The sequence below is a fragment of the Staphylococcus sp. 8AQ genome (assembly GCF_902506595.1).
Lineage (GTDB): Bacteria > Bacillota > Bacilli > Staphylococcales > Staphylococcaceae > Staphylococcus > Staphylococcus pasteuri.
Map to the genome: position 1 here is coordinate 1,292,198 of NZ_LR733871.1, position 15,803 is coordinate 1,308,000.

Here is a 15,803-nt window from a genome sequence, read left to right on the forward strand (position 1 = left end):
CCCCCTAAAAACCAAATGCTTTTAGTTTTTCTTCAGTCAAATTAGATTTATTTTGCTTAAATATATTTTCTACATATTTAAAGAGCACATCTGATTCTAGATGAACTTTATCTCCTACCTTTTTATTCGATAAAATAGTAGATCGTCTTGTTTCAGGAATCAAATGAATATCAAAAGCATCTGAATGGAGATCAAAAATAGTTAAACTTGTTCCATCGACAGTTATAGATCCTTGCTTAACCATTTGATTAAGTAATGACTTGGATGCTTGAATTTTAATAATCATAGAATTAGCAGATTCATTAATTTTTATTATTGTGCCTAAGTCATCAACATGACCTAAAACAAAATGGCCACCAAAACGTCCATTTCCACTCATAGCACGTTCTAAGTTTACTTCGGTATGACGCTGTACGTCAGCAAGATAGGTTTTATTTTCTGTACCTTTAATCACTTGTACAGAAAACGATTGTTCATCAAAATCTATAACAGTCAAACATGCACCGTTTACACTAATTGAATCGCCAACATGCACATCTTCTAATATTTTGTCTGCAGCAATAACTAAAGTTCTAACTGATTGCTGAGTACGAACTTGTTGAACAGTACCAACTTCTTCAATGATGCCTGTAAACACCTGCAATCACTTCTTTCGCAAGATTAATTTAATATTTTGATTAATTAACGTGGAATTAACAATTTCAAATTGTGTAGTGTCTGGTAGTGCTATCGTTTTATCAGTTTTGAAAAATTGATATTTACCAGAACCACCTATTATTTTCGGGGCAAAATAAAGTACTAGGTGATCTAGATGATCAGATTGGAGAAATTCTGAAGTAATTTCGGGACCTGCTTCGACTAACAATTTCCCGATACCTTTTTGATATAAGTCTTTCAAAATTGACTCAATATCACATTGATTCATATATATTATAGTTATATTATTTTTTTCTGTTGTTAACGTTTTATTCTCTGTGTAAATCCAAATTGGAGATGAGTCATCATTGAAAAGTTGTTGTTGAAAATCCAACTTACCACTTTTACTTAAAATGACACGAACAGGATGTTTACCATCTTCAATCCGAGTAGTATATAAAGGATCGTCTGCTTCAATCGTTTTTCTTCCTGTTAATACTGCATCGTGGTTATGACGTAATTGATAGACATCCTTTTTAACATCTTTGTTAGTAATCCATTTACTTTCACCATTATCTGTAGCCTGTTTCCCATCTAAGCTTGCTGAGACTTTAACTGTTAATTCTGGTATCTCATTACGTTTAGCAGTAAAGAAATCTTGATATAGTTGTGCGGCTACAGCGTTATATTGAAATTCAACTTCAATACCTGCATTTTGTAATATGTCATCACCTTGTGATATTAATGTTGTATCTTTAACAGCATAAATCACTTTTTGAATTCCTGCTTCTATAATTTTATTTACACAAGGAGGAGTAGAGCCATGATGTGTACATGGTTCTAATGATACATATATTGTTGCACCTTTTGCTTCTGATTTCGCCATGTCTAAGGCTTGAACTTCAGCGTGTTTATCGCCTTTACGCAAATGTGCACCAATACCTACAATTCTGCCATTTTTGACTACTACAGAACCTACAGGTGGATTTACACCAGTTTGACCATCAACCATTTGTGCAAGTTGGATGGCATAATTCATAAAATTACTCAATATATCACCTCTAAAATTAAAAAACCTTATACCATTGAAAATTATTGTTTCAAGGCATAAGGCAATTTATATATCTTTATAAAAGCATATTTATACTTAACATAAACATACTTCATTAAACACATACTTATACAAATATATGTTAGTGTCGATAATCGTCATTCTTTCTCCCATCCAGACTTTAACTGTCGGCTCTAGATTCTCACTAGATCAGCCACTAACAAATGTTAGCAGGTCGCAGGCTTTATCACTGCCGGTTGGGAATTACACCCTGCCCCGAAAGAATTGAATATGAAATTGTTAAAGGTTAATTGAGTATCGTAATCTCAATGACTACAATTCAAATTCTACTACACCTATTTCAAAAAAACAATTACTATACATTGTACTTAATTAAAGAGATAGATTTAATTTTAATTATCAAATTTTATTTTTAACTATAATCAAATACCAGATAAGTATTTAATTTTATTAGATATTTAAGGATTAATGATTCTCTTTATCAAGGTTATCCAAATCTTGTTGTGTTTCATATAATCTATCAACAGCGTTGGCTACTTGATTCACAATCATTTTGACACCGTTTCTAAGTTTATTAACCCCATTAGTCATTTGACCTATAGCAATAACATTCGTTAGTGTACCAAATCTAGGGCTAATCACTTGGTTTGTCTCTGGTATGATTTGAATACCGCCCATTGGATGTGCCTGAACAATTTGTCTATTTTCAAGATTTAGTATTAATTGATCATCTTCATCCAGTTCATTTAAATGAGTTTTAGAACCAGTAGCGTTAATAACCACATCAAAATCTTCAATATCTTTTTCCTCTTCATATTGTAAATGGAATAATCCATCGTCGTGATAAATGTTTCTTAAATTTTTACGAATAATTAATGCTTCGTTTTCTAATAAATCTATAAGTAAACGGGCAGTTCTAGGAGGCATAGGATTGGAATTAAGTTGAATTATTTTTGTATAACGACGATTAAATTCTTGTTGATCTTCAATACTTAAACTATTCCAAATCCAATTTAAATTCTCTTTTAACAGTTCAACGATACTTTGAAATATGCCAATTTCCTTTTCATGTTCCAAATCAAATTGTAAATCTTTAATGTGGTCTCCAGTTCTTCTATTAACTAGTTTTTCAAAATTAATGCCATAATCTTTGCATTCTTTTAAAAATAAATCAACTGCTGTATCTAAAGGCACATTGCCATAATTTTGAGCTTGTATATCATTGAATCGTTGTTTAGTTAAATGAGTAAATTCTATATCAACCATTTTACCTCTTACACTAGGTAAATTTGCTGAACGACTTGTCATTAGTATAGGCAATTTAGGATGGTGAGCAGAAACATATCTGATGACATCTAAACTTGCCAGTCCAGTTCCTATAATTGCAATACTATCATTTTCACTAACATCATCGAGAGAATGATATGTAGGATAAGGTGTCGGTTTAAACCCATCTATCCCTTTTAGTCGATATGGATCATGATATGCAAAAGTGCCAAAAGTTAAGAATAAATAATCATATTCTCTCCATTCTTTCATATCATCTGACGTACAAACATAATATTTTAGATTCGTTTCATCAACTTTAGAACTTGTAAAAACTTCATGAACTTTATTGTTAATGATTGTAATATTTTCATATTGATTATTAAATTGAGACAAGTATGATTTCATATAATGTCCAAATACAAATCTCGGTAGATATGTAGGATTATCGAATACAAATTCATTTTGATCTTGATACCATTTCCAAAATTCTTCTTCATCGTCTAAATTCAAGCTCATCTTTTTAGAAGGTAAATTGATTAATAATTCACTACTATCATTTTGGAATGGAACTCCTTGTCCCATATTTATACGGTCATCATAGACATCTACTTTTAATTTTTCAAAATGTTCATGTTTTACAAGTTGTCGTAAAACACTAACACCTGCAGTGCCCATACCAATTATAGCTACACGCATTATGACATCATCCTTTTTTCATTTCTATATCTCTAATTTGATTACAACAACATATATATTTCAGAGATTTTATAACTGTTGTTATTGATTTCACATTATTTCTTATATATCCTAATCAGGCAAAGTTTAATCTTCTATTATCTGTGATAAAATTTCTTTATGAGGTGATTGATATGAAATTAGTGGCAAAAATCATAGTTCTGACAGTTATTATATTTGCTTGGATAACAAGAAACAACAAAGCCAAATAATCAGCACATAAAAAACACCTGCGCCAATTAAATGCCGCAGGTTAAATTACATATCCTTTTTTATTTAAAATTCAAACTTGATTTTATTCTTATTAGAAAATTAAACATTCAAATAGATTATTATTTATTATCTTTTAAATGACTTTTATCATCTTTATACACATAAAGTTTGAAGTATTTACCTTCTGTTTTCATGTCTTTATAAAAATCAGCAATGATACTGGCATTACTTTCAGCCCATTTAATATCTGTAGCATATTGATGTTCACCTGGATTTTTAGGATTCCATCTCATGCTATATAATGTGTCTTGATCTTCGTGTTTTAAGAAATGATTATGAATGAAATCTGCACCACCGTAAATTGCTTTTTGCGGTGTATCCCAACCATGTTTCTTCGCATATTCTGCACCTGTTTTTACAGGGTCACTATCTAATGCGCCAACACCATAGAAGTTATAGTATTTCTTACCATCAATTTCTACACCTTTAGACAATTCACTTTTAGCAGAACCTGTTTCTAATAAAGCATGTGAAATTAAGTAAACTTCATTTACATGTTTTTCTTTAGCTGCTTTTGTAAAATCATCAGTGTGTTTTAATAAAGTTGGTCTATCAATTAACATTCTTTTAATTCTTTTTTCATCAATACCTTGATATTTAGATAAATCTAAAAATTGATACTTTTGTTTGTCATTGTCAATAAATTGACTACTATCCATAGCTGTTTTAATTTCAGTTGATGATGCATCTCTCCACGCATCATTATTTTTATTAGATACTTGTTGACTCGTATAGTTGTCTATTTGTTTCTTCGCAGCTTTATCTAATGTTACATCTAATTTCTCAACTTTTTGTTGTTCTTTAACATGTTTAAAGAATATTTGGTCAGAAACCATTGAGAAAAAGATAATAGCACCTACTGCAAATATGATAAGCAATCCTAAAATTGCAACTATAGATCCCTTTTTGTGCTTCGTCATATTCACACCTCTTAGGTCAATGTTGTTATACTTTTCATTTGTATTACGATAATAAAGTTTAACATTATTAATTATGAATCACAATTTAATATATACTTTGTTACAAATTCATAAATAAAAAGTAATAAAATTGAAACTTTTGAGTATAAAAAAGAGAAATAGACATGATTTTGTATCCATTAAATAGATTGATTAACACTTCAATCAATTGTATTGAATATGTTAACTATTGTCATTTAGCAATATCTATTCAATTAAATTGTCTAAATCTCATCCCATTTTTATTTATTATGATTTTTATAATCCATCATTATGAAACTTGCAGCTTGTGATCTATTCTTATAAAAATATTGATTTAAATCTATTGTACCTTCAATACTTCCTTCTCTATACTTCATTTCATTAGTAAAATTATTAATCATCACAAAGTCTGAACGATCTTTAATTCTATCTAAATCATCATTACGTGCGAAAAAATGTTCTAAATTTAAGTGTGCGTAATCCATTTGTACCTCCTATTAAATTTTGCTCTATATTAATAATACGACATGTTTTTGGTTGTTTTTGAATACATATTTATTTACTATGACTTCTATTTAACACCTATTTTAATAATTTAGCAAATGAAAATTTTCCCAATCTATTTTAAATTCAATGTATCCGGAAATATACACTTTTATGTACATAAAACTGGAGTAAATCTTGGAATTTAATATTATTTATCAAAAGTATAACAAAATCATACATTATTTGTTAACTAGGTATCAAATCACTTATAATTATGACGAGTTTTATCAATTACTATTAATTCAAATGTGGCACTTATCGAATAACTATAATCCCTCAAAATCCAACAAATTTTCCTCTTATCTATTCATCAGATTAAACTACTATCTTATTGATATATTCAGAAAAGAAAGTAACAAAATTAAAACTAGTGATATTGATGATTATATTTCTAGTGAAATAGAACCATCTCAACACATCAATAATGAATCACTACTAATACAAGATATTCATTATTTATTAAACTCAAAAGAAAAGGAATGGCTATTACTAAAATTATCTGGATATAAACAATATGAAATTGCAGAAAGAATGCATCTATCTTTGACTACTATTAAAAAAATTAAGAAGTCAGTGCAATCTAAAATCTCAAAACATTTACATTATACTCTTAAAAAGGAATGAAACAATGAATCATTTAACTACAACTAACTTACTATATATACAAACAGAAATAAGCGATAAGCTATCCACTAAATGGCAATATAAGCAATATGACATTTCTCTCCCTATTTCAATCAACAATACGTTAGACTATATGCTAGAATTACATCAAAAAACGTTACCTCTTCAAAAGAAAATCGCCAAACGCTTACTTCATATAAACAAAAAAATTCCTATTTATGTATGTGATCAACTCATTTTATTTCCTCTAAAACATCGTCGTTCTCCCATTCAATATTACATAAACGCTTATCATATTACTGGTATACAAACCAAAAATAATGGCACATTAATTATGTTTTCAAATGCTACTCATCTTTTAGTAGATGAACCTTATCATGCTATATTAAAAAAATGGCAAGAAAGTTTACTTCTTTGCCATTTAATTACACAGTCGTATTCTTCTTATTGAATTTATATTCTAATAATTTTTTAGTAAAAAATGCAGTTACTTTCTTAATTAAGAATATCGCTATTAACATTAATATAATAGCGCCTATAATGATGAGTACAACAGTCACAGTTGATAAGTTAACCTGGGGATGAATGAAATAATTTACCGCTGTTAAACTTGTTATAAGGCCAAATAAAAAGCCACCTAATAAAATGACATATGTAAATACAATTCCAATCAATAATATAAATAAACTAGCTGAACTAATATGTTTTTGGCTATACACATGATCTTTTAAAAACTGATTTGAAAACCTTATTGGTTTATTCAGCGTGTCACTATCATTATGATTAACTTTACTAATTTCATCATTTAATTGAGCTTTCTCTTTGTTATTTAAGAACCATAACTGCTTTTGTACTCTAGCACTAAACGAATTTTTATCCATAGCTAGAATTGCACCTCATATCTATTAGATTATCTTTACATCATAGATGAAATTTCTAATTCAATCAATTCAAATATTCAAATTACATTAATAAAAAGCCAACCTTGTGTACACTATAGACAATCAATTCTAATAGTGCCACTAGCTTGGCTTTTAAATTTAATCCGATAAAGATACTAATTAAAGCAATTATAAAATTGATAATCCTGAACTTTGGATATCTTTAGCAAAACCTTTAACAGTATCAATTGATAGTTCTTCAACGTCTCTACCTAAATTATTGTTAACTTTTTTAACTACATCGGCTGGACAAGTAATGATGTCAGCACCAATTTCGTCTGCTTGAATAACATTAAATAATTCGCGGCAACTTGCCCATAATAATTTAACACCTTTTTTACTATGAGTTATCTCTACTGATTCTTTCATTAATGGTAATGGATCTACACCAGTATCTGCAATACGTCCTGCAAATACTGACACATATGTTGGTACTCCTTCTGTGACAGCTTCAGTAATTTCTTTAACTTGTTCAATTGTATAAACTGCAGTGACATTTAAACGTACTTGTTTTGCAGATAATTCTTTGATTAATGGAATTGTTGAAGTACCGTTAGTAGTAACAATAGGAATCTTAACAAAAACATTGTCACCATATTGTTTAAGAATTTCCGCTTCTTTAGCCATTGTCTCTAAGTCATCTGCGAACACTTCAAATGAAATAGAAGCGTCAGGAATTTCTCGAACAGCCTCTTCCGCAAATGCTTTATAATCTGTTACTCCTGCTTTGGCCATTAAACTAGGATTCGTTGTAAATCCATCAACCTGTTTATTTTTATAAGCAGCTTTCATTTCTTCGATATCTGCTCCATCCGCAAATACTTCTACATTTAGTTTTCTCACTATGTATTCCTCCTTCAATTTCAATACTAAATTTGGATTTCCAATGTATTGAATATCAAATTCATATATGATTTATCTTTGGTTTTTATTTTCGTTAACAAATCATTTATAAATAATTTATATCATGCTTTTGAAATGTAAGCGAATTATTTGCCTATATAAAAGCATTTTTGTATTTTACATTTTATTTTCTATACATTTATACTATTCTCATATCCTAAAAAGTGGTAGTATATTGTAATGATATCCATCGAGGAGGTTACGCATGTCAAAATCTAAACTCTACTTTTATATAACTTTATTATTATTAGCGATAAGCTTTTTCTTTAATACAAATAATCCATTTTTAAATAATGTGTTGGGTTCTTTCGTCAAATTAATTATTGCATGTAGTGTCATTAATGTCATTGTTCTAATCATTTCAATCATTTTTGCGGACAAATCCATTAAACATTCACGAGACAAACAAGGTTGGATTAGAATTGGTAGTAAACTATTACCATTTATCATTCTTATTGTGATTATTATTCATATTGTATCGTCATTAAATACTTACGGATTCCTTTCTTAAAATTTATTGACGTATACTTTATTTGTTAGAGCCATTTCAGATTGAAGTGGTTCTTTTATTTATTTGAGTAAATGTTTATTAAAGGAGTTATTACTTTGCAATATTTATACATTTTTGTAGGTGGTGCGTTTGGTGCTTTATTAAGATATTTATTATCATTTTTTAATCATGGTCACCAATTACCAATAGGTACATTAACAGCAAATATCATCGGTGCTTTTTTAATGGGATTTTTCACAGCACTATCTATTAAATTATTTCAATCACATCCCCTATTTAAAAAAGCTATAACAACAGGTTTCATGGGAGCTTTAACTACATTTTCTACTTTTCAATTTGAATTAGTTCAAATGTACAATCAACAAAACTGGATGTTATTAATTATTTATGCAGTGATTAGTTATATTCTTTGTATTTTATTATGTTTATTAGGTAAGAAATTAGGTGAACGTTTATGATTACTACAATTTTGTTAGTCATGTTAGGTGGAGGTATTGGAGCAATTCTACGTGCTAGTATTTCTAACTATTTCAATCAGTTTCAATCTGTGTTGCCAATAGGTACGCTTATAGTTAATATTGTAGGTTGTATATTCATTGGTACCCTATCTGGTTTATCATTACATATACAATGGATAAACCCTTTTTTAATCACAGGTATATTAGGAGGTTTAACTACATTTTCTACCCTCTCTAATGAACTCGTCGGAATGTTATCACCTAAATTCAAACCTACATTGTTTATTGTATATTCTACTATTCAATTCATAGGATCATTCTTAAGCTGTTATTTAGCTTATCACCTTATTTAAAAAATAGAAGAAGATACTTTTAAAGCCACGTCCTCTTTATGAGAAACGTGGCTTTAATTGAATTTATTGTCCGTTAAATTCTGCAGGATCAGGACCAATTCTTCTATCTTCATTTAATTGGTCAAGACGATTCATTTGATCTTCGTTAAGTTTGAAGTTTAGAATATCTAAATTTTCATCTATACGATGTGGTGTTACTGATTTAGGGATAACTACTACATCATGTTGATAATTCCAACGAATAATCACTTGTGCAGGTGATTGATCAATTTCTTTTGCAATAGCATTAACAGTGTCATCATCTAAAATTTGTGCGTTCATTAATGGTGACCATGATTCCATAACAATATTTTGAACTTCCATATATTGTCTTAATGAACTTTGTGTTAAATATGGATGAAATTCAACTTGATTGATGACAGGCTTTATTGATACTTGTGCTAGTAGTGCTTCAAAATGGTCTACATTAAAATTGCTTACACCGATATTTTTAACACGGTCTTGTTTATATAAATCTTCCATCCCTTGCCATGTATCTATCATTAGTGCTTCGTTAGTACCTGGCCAGTGCATTAAATATAAATCTAGATAATCTAAGCCTAATCTTTTTAAGCTACCTTCATACGCATCCTCTACATTAGTTCTACCAAAATCTTCTAACCATAATTTTGAAGTAATAAATAAGTCTTCTCGTTTTAGACCTGTAGTTTCTAATCCTTCTTTAATACCTTGTCCTACTTTTTCTTCATTACTGTAAACTTTTGCTGTATCAATGCTTCTATAACCATTCTCTATAGCATGTTTAACAGCCTTAGTACAATCATCATTATTTTCGACTCTAAACGTACCTAGTCCTACTCTTGGCATTTCATGACCATTATAAAATTTAATTTTATCCATGGATTTTCACTCCTTACATATAAAAATATTTATACATTATCTATACCCGTATCCGATGATTAAAATTCAATATTATAAAAAAGCTAGTAAAGTGTCATACACCCTACTAGCTAAAATAATTAGTTAAATGATTCAATTTTATCCATAATATCTTGTAAATCATCGACGTTATATTGAATACGTCCATGGAATACAAATTTATTAAAGAATTCGTTAAGTTGTTCAGGTCCAACTAATACTTTTACATTACTATTCTGAGCATAATTTGAAATCGTTACATCATCTTCATTTTTAGGATTAAAGTATAAAATAGAAGTTGGTGTGTATTTAGTATTCAATTTATTTTGTAAATCTCCAGCTAATTGTTGTATTTGCTGAATTTTATCTGAATAGTTAACAAATGATAATGATTTTTGATCATCATTTTGATCTAATACCAATGTTTGTGGCGTAGATTTATCTAAATCTAGCGTATTAAATACTTGTTCCATAGTTGGTAACTCTGAAAATTGTGCGCCACTAATACCATTATAAACATGACCTTTTAATAATTGAGAATCAATGATGTATAAACCAGTTCGTGTTAATACGAGGTGACTAATTCTTTCAATATTATTAAATTCATTAGTTGGCAAGAAAATATTTGCCATTATATGCATATCTTCTGGGCGAATACGCTTTTCATTAACAAGACGTTCACGAATACCAATTAATCTCATGTCTGTAACATATTCACTATGATTTTTAGAGAATAATTTTAATGCATCAATTTCTCTTTCTTTACTACTTACTGTAGCTTCATAATCTTCTTTTTGTTTAGTGACTGTCTTTTTGTTTTCTATACGTTCTTTTTCTAATGTTTCCTCATGAGATGCTTTTAAGTTTTGTTCTTTTTGTTGATATTCTTCTTCAGTTTGTTTCTTTATCTTTTTCTTTTTATTTAACGTGATTAAAAATAAAACAAAAAAGATAATTGCAATCACTACTGCAACGATTAATCCTATTCCAATGGGTGAAGATAAACTCATCACATCAACGCTCCTTTTAAATTATCAATACAATCAATTATAAATCATAACTATGATATTTTCGACATTTCGTTATAATTTAATTGATTATATTTTACCTATCCCAAATATTTTAATTATTTTAGGCTTGGTTTATTGAATCTTTCAAAACGTTGACTTTATCTAATTTTTCCCAAGGTAATAAAACATCAGTACGTCCGAAATGACCGTACGCAGCAGTTTGTTTATAAATAGGTTGTTTCAACTCTAACATTTTAATAATTCCTGCAGGTCTTAAGTCAAAGTTCTCTCTAACTGCTTCTACTAATTCTGTTTCACTGACTTTACCTGTACCAAATGTATCAATTGAGATTGACACAGGTTCAGCTACACCAATAGCGTATGCAAGTTGTACTTCACATTGTTCAGCTAATTCAGCTGCAACAATATTTTTAGCAACGTATCTTGCTGCGTATGCGGCAGAACGGTCTACTTTAGTTGGATCTTTACCACTGAAGCATCCTCCACCATGTCTAGCATATCCACCATAAGTGTCAACGATAATTTTACGACCTGTTAATCCTGCATCACCTTGAGGTCCACCAATTACAAATCTTCCTGTTGGATTGATATAGAATTTTGTTTGATCATCTAGTAAATTTTCTGGAACAGTAGGATAAATGACATGTTCTTTAATGTCATTTTGAATGTCTTCTAATGTTTTATCTTCAGCATGTTGTGTTGAAACAACAATTGTATCAATACGTTTTGGTTTGTCATTTTCATCATATTCAACTGTTACTTGAACTTTACCATCTGGACGTAAATAATCTAGTATTTTATCTTTACGAACATCTGATAAACGTTTAGCTAGCTGGTGTGATAAGAAAATTGGTAAAGGCATATACGTATCTGTTTCGTTAGTTGCATAACCAAACATTAAACCTTGATCTCCTGCACCTGTTGCTTCAATTTCTTCTTCAGTAATATCATCGCGATATTCTAATGCTTTATCTACACCTTGCGCAATATCTGGTGATTGTTCATCAATTGCTGTTAATACAGCCATTGTTTGTGAATCATAACCATATTTTGCACGTGTGTAACCAATTTCTTTAATTGTTTCTCTTACTACTTTAGGGATATCAACATAAGTTGTTGTTGAAATTTCACCAGAAATTAAAGCCATACCTGTAGTTACTGTTGTTTCACATGCTACACGCGCATTAGGGTCATCTTTAAGAATTTCGTCTAAAATGGCATCGGAAACTTGATCGGCTATTTTATCCGGGTGTCCTTCAGTTACTGATTCTGACGTGAATAATCGTTTATTGTTAGTCATGTTTTGCTCCTTTTAAAAATTTATTACGATAATTCTCTTTTATTTGAGCTAAATAAAAGAGCCTTCTGCTAACTAGTATCTAGATAGAGAGAAGGCTCTTATACGTCCATTCGCTCTTATCGTTCAGACAATATAGGTCTGCAAACGGTTTGGCACCTTTCTTTTCTATACAAAAAAGAGGTTGCTGGGTTTCATTGGGTCCATGTCCCTCCACCACTCAGGATAAGAGAATCCGTTAAAATTAATACTACATAATTAGCGAATTAATGTCAATTTTAGAATTAAGTTATTTTAATGAAAATTTACGGTGGATTAATTAACTTAATATGTTATACTATTGAAATGTAAAGGCTTACATTACAACTATCTGGAGGGATTAAGTATGTCGATCGATACATACTCTGAAACTATTAAAATCAAACAATTATTAGAAAAACCATCTACACAGTTTCAATTATCTACAACTCAACTTTACAATAAAATCTTAGATAATAATGAAGGTGAACTTACTGAGTTGGGCGCTATTAATGCAAGTACCGGTAAATACACTGGGCGTTCACCTAAAGATAAGTTTATCGTTACAGAACCTTCATATAGAGATAATGTTGATTGGGGAGACGTTAATCAGCCGATAGATGAAGAAACATTTTTAAAACTTTATAACAAAGTATTAAATTATTTAGGTAAGAAAGATGAACTATACGTATTTAATGGTTACGCTGGAAGTGACAAAGATTCACGCTTAAAACTAACTGTAATTAATGAATTAGCTTGGCATAATCTTTTTGCACATAATATGTTTATACGTCCTGAATCAAAAGAAGAAGCTAAATCTATCAAATCAGACTTTACCATTGTATCAGCACCTCATTTTAAAGCTGACCCAGAAGTCGATGGTACAAAAACAGAAACTTTTGTTATCGTTTCATTCAAACATAAAGTCATTTTAATTGGTGGTACTGAATATGCTGGCGAAATGAAAAAAGGTATATTCTCAGTTATGAACTATTTATTACCAATGCAAGATATTATGAGTATGCATTGCTCAGCAAATGTTGGTAATAAAGGTGACGTAGCATTATTCTTTGGTTTATCAGGTACTGGTAAAACAACATTATCAGCTGATCCTGATAGAAAATTAATTGGAGATGACGAACACGGCTGGAATAAAAATGGTGTGTTCAATATCGAAGGAGGTTGCTACGCTAAAGCAATCAACCTTTCAAAAGAAAAAGAACCACAAATTTTCGATGCAATTAAATATGGTACCATTTTAGAAAATACTGTTGTCAAAAATGATGGCACGGTTGATTTTGATGATAATAAATTCACTGAAAACACAAGAGCGGCATACCCTATTCACCATATAGATAATATTGTATTACCTTCCAAAGCAGCTCATCCTAATACAATTATCTTTTTAACAGCGGATGCTTTTGGTGTCATTCCTCCAATTTCAAAATTAACTAAAGACCAAGCAATGTATCACTTCTTAAGTGGATTCACATCTAAATTAGCTGGTACAGAACGTGGCGTTACTGAACCTGAACCATCATTCTCTACTTGCTTTGGTGCACCATTCTTACCATTACATCCTACAGTTTATGCTGATTTATTAGGTGAATTAATTGATAAGCATGAAGTTGATGTTTACCTTGTTAACACAGGATGGACAGGTGGTAAATATGGCGTTGGTAGAAGAATAAGTTTACATTATACACGTCAAATGGTTAACCAAGCTATTTCAGGTAAATTAAAAAATGCAGAATATACTAAAGATGCTTCATTTGGATTAAATATTCCAGTGGAAGTAGAAGATGTTCCTAAAACTATCTTAAATCCAATTAATGCATGGAGTGACCCTGAAAAATATAAAGCACAAGCTAATGACTTAATTCAACGTTTTGAAGAAAACTTCAAAAAATTCGGCTCTGAAGTAGAACATATTTCAGATAAAGGTGCATTTAATAAATAATGGTAAAAAGCGCGACAGAAAATTCATTCTGTTGCGCTTTCGTTATCTTTATCATTTTCAATTTGATTCATCCATTGATGAATATATTCAAGTGTTTCTTTCAAAGCAAATGGGCGTGGTACATGTCCTTCTTTCATTTGATAAAAAGTATCAAAGTTTGCTCCAATCTCATTTAAGCGTCGTTCTAAATAATAAGCTTGATGTATACCAACTTGCTTATCATTTCCACCATGAACAATAAGTATTGGCGGACTTTGTGGCGTAATATTATGTATTGCCTCTCTATCAGTATAATTTTGAGCATCTTTAATAGGATGTCCAACCATTCGTCTTAACATCCCTCTTAAATCAACACGTTCCTCATACATTAAATAAATATCAGATACCCCACCCCATATAATATAACTATTTACAGGTAAGTCTTGAAAAGTTAATAATCCTTGTAAACCACCACGTGAAAAACCAATCATATGAATAAAGGCTTGTGGATGCTTTGAATACAGTAAACGAATGAGCTCAGTGACATCATTTAAATCTCCACGATAAAATTCATCTTTGCCTTCACTACCATTGTTACCTCTATAATATGGACCTACAACTAGAGTTTCATCATTAGCAAACTGCATTAGCCTTGCAGCTCTGACACGCCCTACTTGTCCTTTACCACCTCGCAAATAGATAACAATGCGTTTTACTTTTTTATAAGGTGTCATCATTAAAGCTTTGACATTAAGATGATCAACTTGATAGGTTATTTCATCAAAATGATGTGTCCTCATCTCTATTGGCATTTTTTTAACTTTAATAAAATCCAAGTGTCTTCACCCTTTCATAACAATGCAAGATAGCATCATCTTTAAGTAAAAAGCTTTTTTTATTATCGGGAATTGATTCAACTGATTGAAATAAACATGGACCATCTGTTTCTAGATAGTCAGATTGTTCTTTTAGCGTATCAACTTGTATAAAATATACATCTTTCACAAAATCTATATTACTATTTGTTTCAACTTTATATTGTGCTATATATTTAATATCGATAGCATGAGCACCAGTTTCTTCATACAATTCTCTCCGTATAGCATCAATACTAGTTTCATTGAGTTCTCTTTTGCCACCAGGAAATTCAATACCTCTAATTTTATGACAAGTAAACAATAATTGATGTTGATATACTGGAATAGCAAGTACATGATTACCCGTAGGAACATCTTTATTTGTTTTATATGTTAGGTGTACCTCTCTTTGGTCTTTATCTAAAAACTTCATGTACATCACATCCCTTTATAATATGTTAAAATACCTATATTCTAAAAT

General features: G+C 30.1%; 18 protein-coding genes and 2 riboswitches. Of the genes, 6 read left to right on the top strand and 12 right to left on the bottom strand.

Translation table 11 applies throughout. From position 1 onward, the window contains the following. Nucleotides 1–4: 4 nt before the first annotated feature. The 5 genes from ribE to GVY01_RS06235 form a co-directional block, all read right to left on the bottom strand. Nucleotides 5–637 (bottom strand): riboflavin synthase, encoded by a 633-nt coding sequence (ribE, locus tag GVY01_RS06215; protein ID WP_017638289.1) that lies wholly within the window; start codon nucleotides 635–637, stop codon nucleotides 5–7. A 6-nt stretch (nucleotides 638–643) separates the two neighbouring features. Further along, a complete protein-coding gene (gene ribD, locus GVY01_RS06220; protein WP_017638290.1) occupies nucleotides 644–1,687 on the bottom strand; it encodes a bifunctional diaminohydroxyphosphoribosylaminopyrimidine deaminase/5-amino-6-(5-phosphoribosylamino)uracil reductase RibD in 1,044 nt (347 codons plus the stop codon). A gap of 158 nt (nucleotides 1,688–1,845) precedes the next feature. Next, nucleotides 1,846–1,975, bottom strand: a riboswitch (FMN riboswitch). Nucleotides 1,976–2,173: 198 nt separating this feature from the next. Next, the gene (locus tag GVY01_RS06225; RefSeq protein WP_017638291.1) at nucleotides 2,174–3,673 is read right to left on the bottom strand and encodes an FAD/NAD(P)-binding protein; all 1,500 of its coding nucleotides are present in this window, start codon (nucleotides 3,671–3,673) and stop codon (nucleotides 2,174–2,176) included. Between the two features lie 371 nt (nucleotides 3,674–4,044). After that, complete coding sequence (locus tag GVY01_RS06230; RefSeq protein ID WP_017638292.1) at nucleotides 4,045–4,905, bottom strand: N-acetylglucosaminidase; 861 nt, start codon at nucleotides 4,903–4,905, stop codon at nucleotides 4,045–4,047. Between the two features lie 281 nt (nucleotides 4,906–5,186). Beyond that, nucleotides 5,187–5,411, bottom strand: a complete 225-nt coding sequence (locus GVY01_RS06235; protein WP_029055630.1) for a hypothetical protein — start codon at nucleotides 5,409–5,411, stop codon at nucleotides 5,187–5,189. Nucleotides 5,412–5,607: 196 nt separating this feature from the next. Here GVY01_RS06235 and GVY01_RS06240 point away from each other — a divergent pair, with 196 nt between their 5' ends. Both GVY01_RS06240 and GVY01_RS06245 read left to right on the top strand, forming a co-directional pair. Next, nucleotides 5,608–6,096 (top strand): sigma-70 family RNA polymerase sigma factor, encoded by a 489-nt coding sequence (locus tag GVY01_RS06240; RefSeq protein ID WP_070454022.1) that lies wholly within the window; start codon nucleotides 5,608–5,610, stop codon nucleotides 6,094–6,096. A gap of 4 nt (nucleotides 6,097–6,100) precedes the next feature. After that, nucleotides 6,101–6,547, top strand: a complete 447-nt coding sequence (locus tag GVY01_RS06245; protein WP_017638163.1) for a competence protein ComK — start codon at nucleotides 6,101–6,103, stop codon at nucleotides 6,545–6,547. On the opposite strand, the gene GVY01_RS06250 is transcribed toward GVY01_RS06245, so the two are convergent. Both GVY01_RS06250 and GVY01_RS06255 read right to left on the bottom strand, forming a co-directional pair. Beyond that, nucleotides 6,522–6,977, bottom strand: a complete 456-nt coding sequence (locus GVY01_RS06250) for a hypothetical protein (RefSeq protein ID WP_017638162.1) — start codon at nucleotides 6,975–6,977, stop codon at nucleotides 6,522–6,524. The genes GVY01_RS06245 and GVY01_RS06250 overlap by 26 nt on opposite strands. Before the next feature lie 189 nt (nucleotides 6,978–7,166). Further along, nucleotides 7,167–7,880: a transaldolase gene (locus GVY01_RS06255; RefSeq protein ID WP_017638161.1), complete on the bottom strand. Its 714-nt coding sequence runs from the start codon at nucleotides 7,878–7,880 to the stop codon at nucleotides 7,167–7,169. A 265-nt stretch (nucleotides 7,881–8,145) separates the two neighbouring features. Here GVY01_RS06255 and GVY01_RS06260 point away from each other — a divergent pair, with 265 nt between their 5' ends. The 3 genes from GVY01_RS06260 to GVY01_RS06270 all read left to right on the top strand — a co-directional run bounded on the left by GVY01_RS06260 (nucleotide 8,146) and on the right by GVY01_RS06270 (nucleotide 9,262). Beyond that, nucleotides 8,146–8,451: a hypothetical protein gene (locus GVY01_RS06260; protein WP_017638160.1), complete on the top strand. Its 306-nt coding sequence runs from the start codon at nucleotides 8,146–8,148 to the stop codon at nucleotides 8,449–8,451. A gap of 95 nt (nucleotides 8,452–8,546) precedes the next feature. Next, nucleotides 8,547–8,909, top strand: a complete 363-nt coding sequence (gene crcB / locus GVY01_RS06265; protein WP_017637312.1) for a fluoride efflux transporter CrcB — start codon at nucleotides 8,547–8,549, stop codon at nucleotides 8,907–8,909. Further along, nucleotides 8,906–9,262, top strand: a complete 357-nt coding sequence (locus GVY01_RS06270; protein WP_017637313.1) for a fluoride efflux transporter FluC — start codon at nucleotides 8,906–8,908, stop codon at nucleotides 9,260–9,262. The genes crcB and GVY01_RS06270 overlap by 4 nt, the downstream gene beginning before the upstream one ends. A 63-nt stretch (nucleotides 9,263–9,325) precedes the next feature. Here the strand turns inward: GVY01_RS06270 and GVY01_RS06275 are convergent, their stop codons facing one another. The 3 genes from GVY01_RS06275 to metK all read right to left on the bottom strand — a co-directional run bounded on the left by GVY01_RS06275 (nucleotide 9,326) and on the right by metK (nucleotide 12,511). Further along, complete coding sequence (locus GVY01_RS06275; protein ID WP_017637314.1) at nucleotides 9,326–10,162, bottom strand: aldo/keto reductase; 837 nt, start codon at nucleotides 10,160–10,162, stop codon at nucleotides 9,326–9,328. A 119-nt stretch (nucleotides 10,163–10,281) separates the two neighbouring features. After that, nucleotides 10,282–11,190: a nuclease-related domain-containing protein gene (locus tag GVY01_RS06280; RefSeq protein WP_017637315.1), complete on the bottom strand. Its 909-nt coding sequence runs from the start codon at nucleotides 11,188–11,190 to the stop codon at nucleotides 10,282–10,284. Between the two features lie 121 nt (nucleotides 11,191–11,311). Further along, nucleotides 11,312–12,511 carry a methionine adenosyltransferase gene (gene metK / locus GVY01_RS06285; protein WP_017637316.1) on the bottom strand — a complete coding sequence of 400 codons (1,200 nt, stop codon included), beginning with the start codon at nucleotides 12,509–12,511 and terminating at the stop codon, nucleotides 11,312–11,314. A gap of 113 nt (nucleotides 12,512–12,624) precedes the next feature. Beyond that, nucleotides 12,625–12,740, bottom strand: a riboswitch (SAM riboswitch). Between the two features lie 153 nt (nucleotides 12,741–12,893). Between metK and pckA the strand changes: the two genes are divergently transcribed. Then, nucleotides 12,894–14,486, top strand: a complete 1,593-nt coding sequence (gene pckA, locus GVY01_RS06290; protein ID WP_017637317.1) for a phosphoenolpyruvate carboxykinase (ATP) — start codon at nucleotides 12,894–12,896, stop codon at nucleotides 14,484–14,486. A gap of 23 nt (nucleotides 14,487–14,509) precedes the next feature. On the opposite strand, the gene GVY01_RS06295 is transcribed toward pckA, so the two are convergent. Continuing rightward, nucleotides 14,510–15,301: an alpha/beta hydrolase family protein gene (locus tag GVY01_RS06295; protein ID WP_017637318.1), complete on the bottom strand. Its 792-nt coding sequence runs from the start codon at nucleotides 15,299–15,301 to the stop codon at nucleotides 14,510–14,512. Continuing rightward, the gene (gene ytkD / locus GVY01_RS06300) at nucleotides 15,288–15,755 is read right to left on the bottom strand and encodes an RNA deprotection pyrophosphohydrolase (RefSeq protein WP_017637319.1); all 468 of its coding nucleotides are present in this window, start codon (nucleotides 15,753–15,755) and stop codon (nucleotides 15,288–15,290) included. The genes GVY01_RS06295 and ytkD overlap by 14 nt, the downstream gene beginning before the upstream one ends. Nucleotides 15,756–15,803 lie beyond the last annotated feature (48 nt).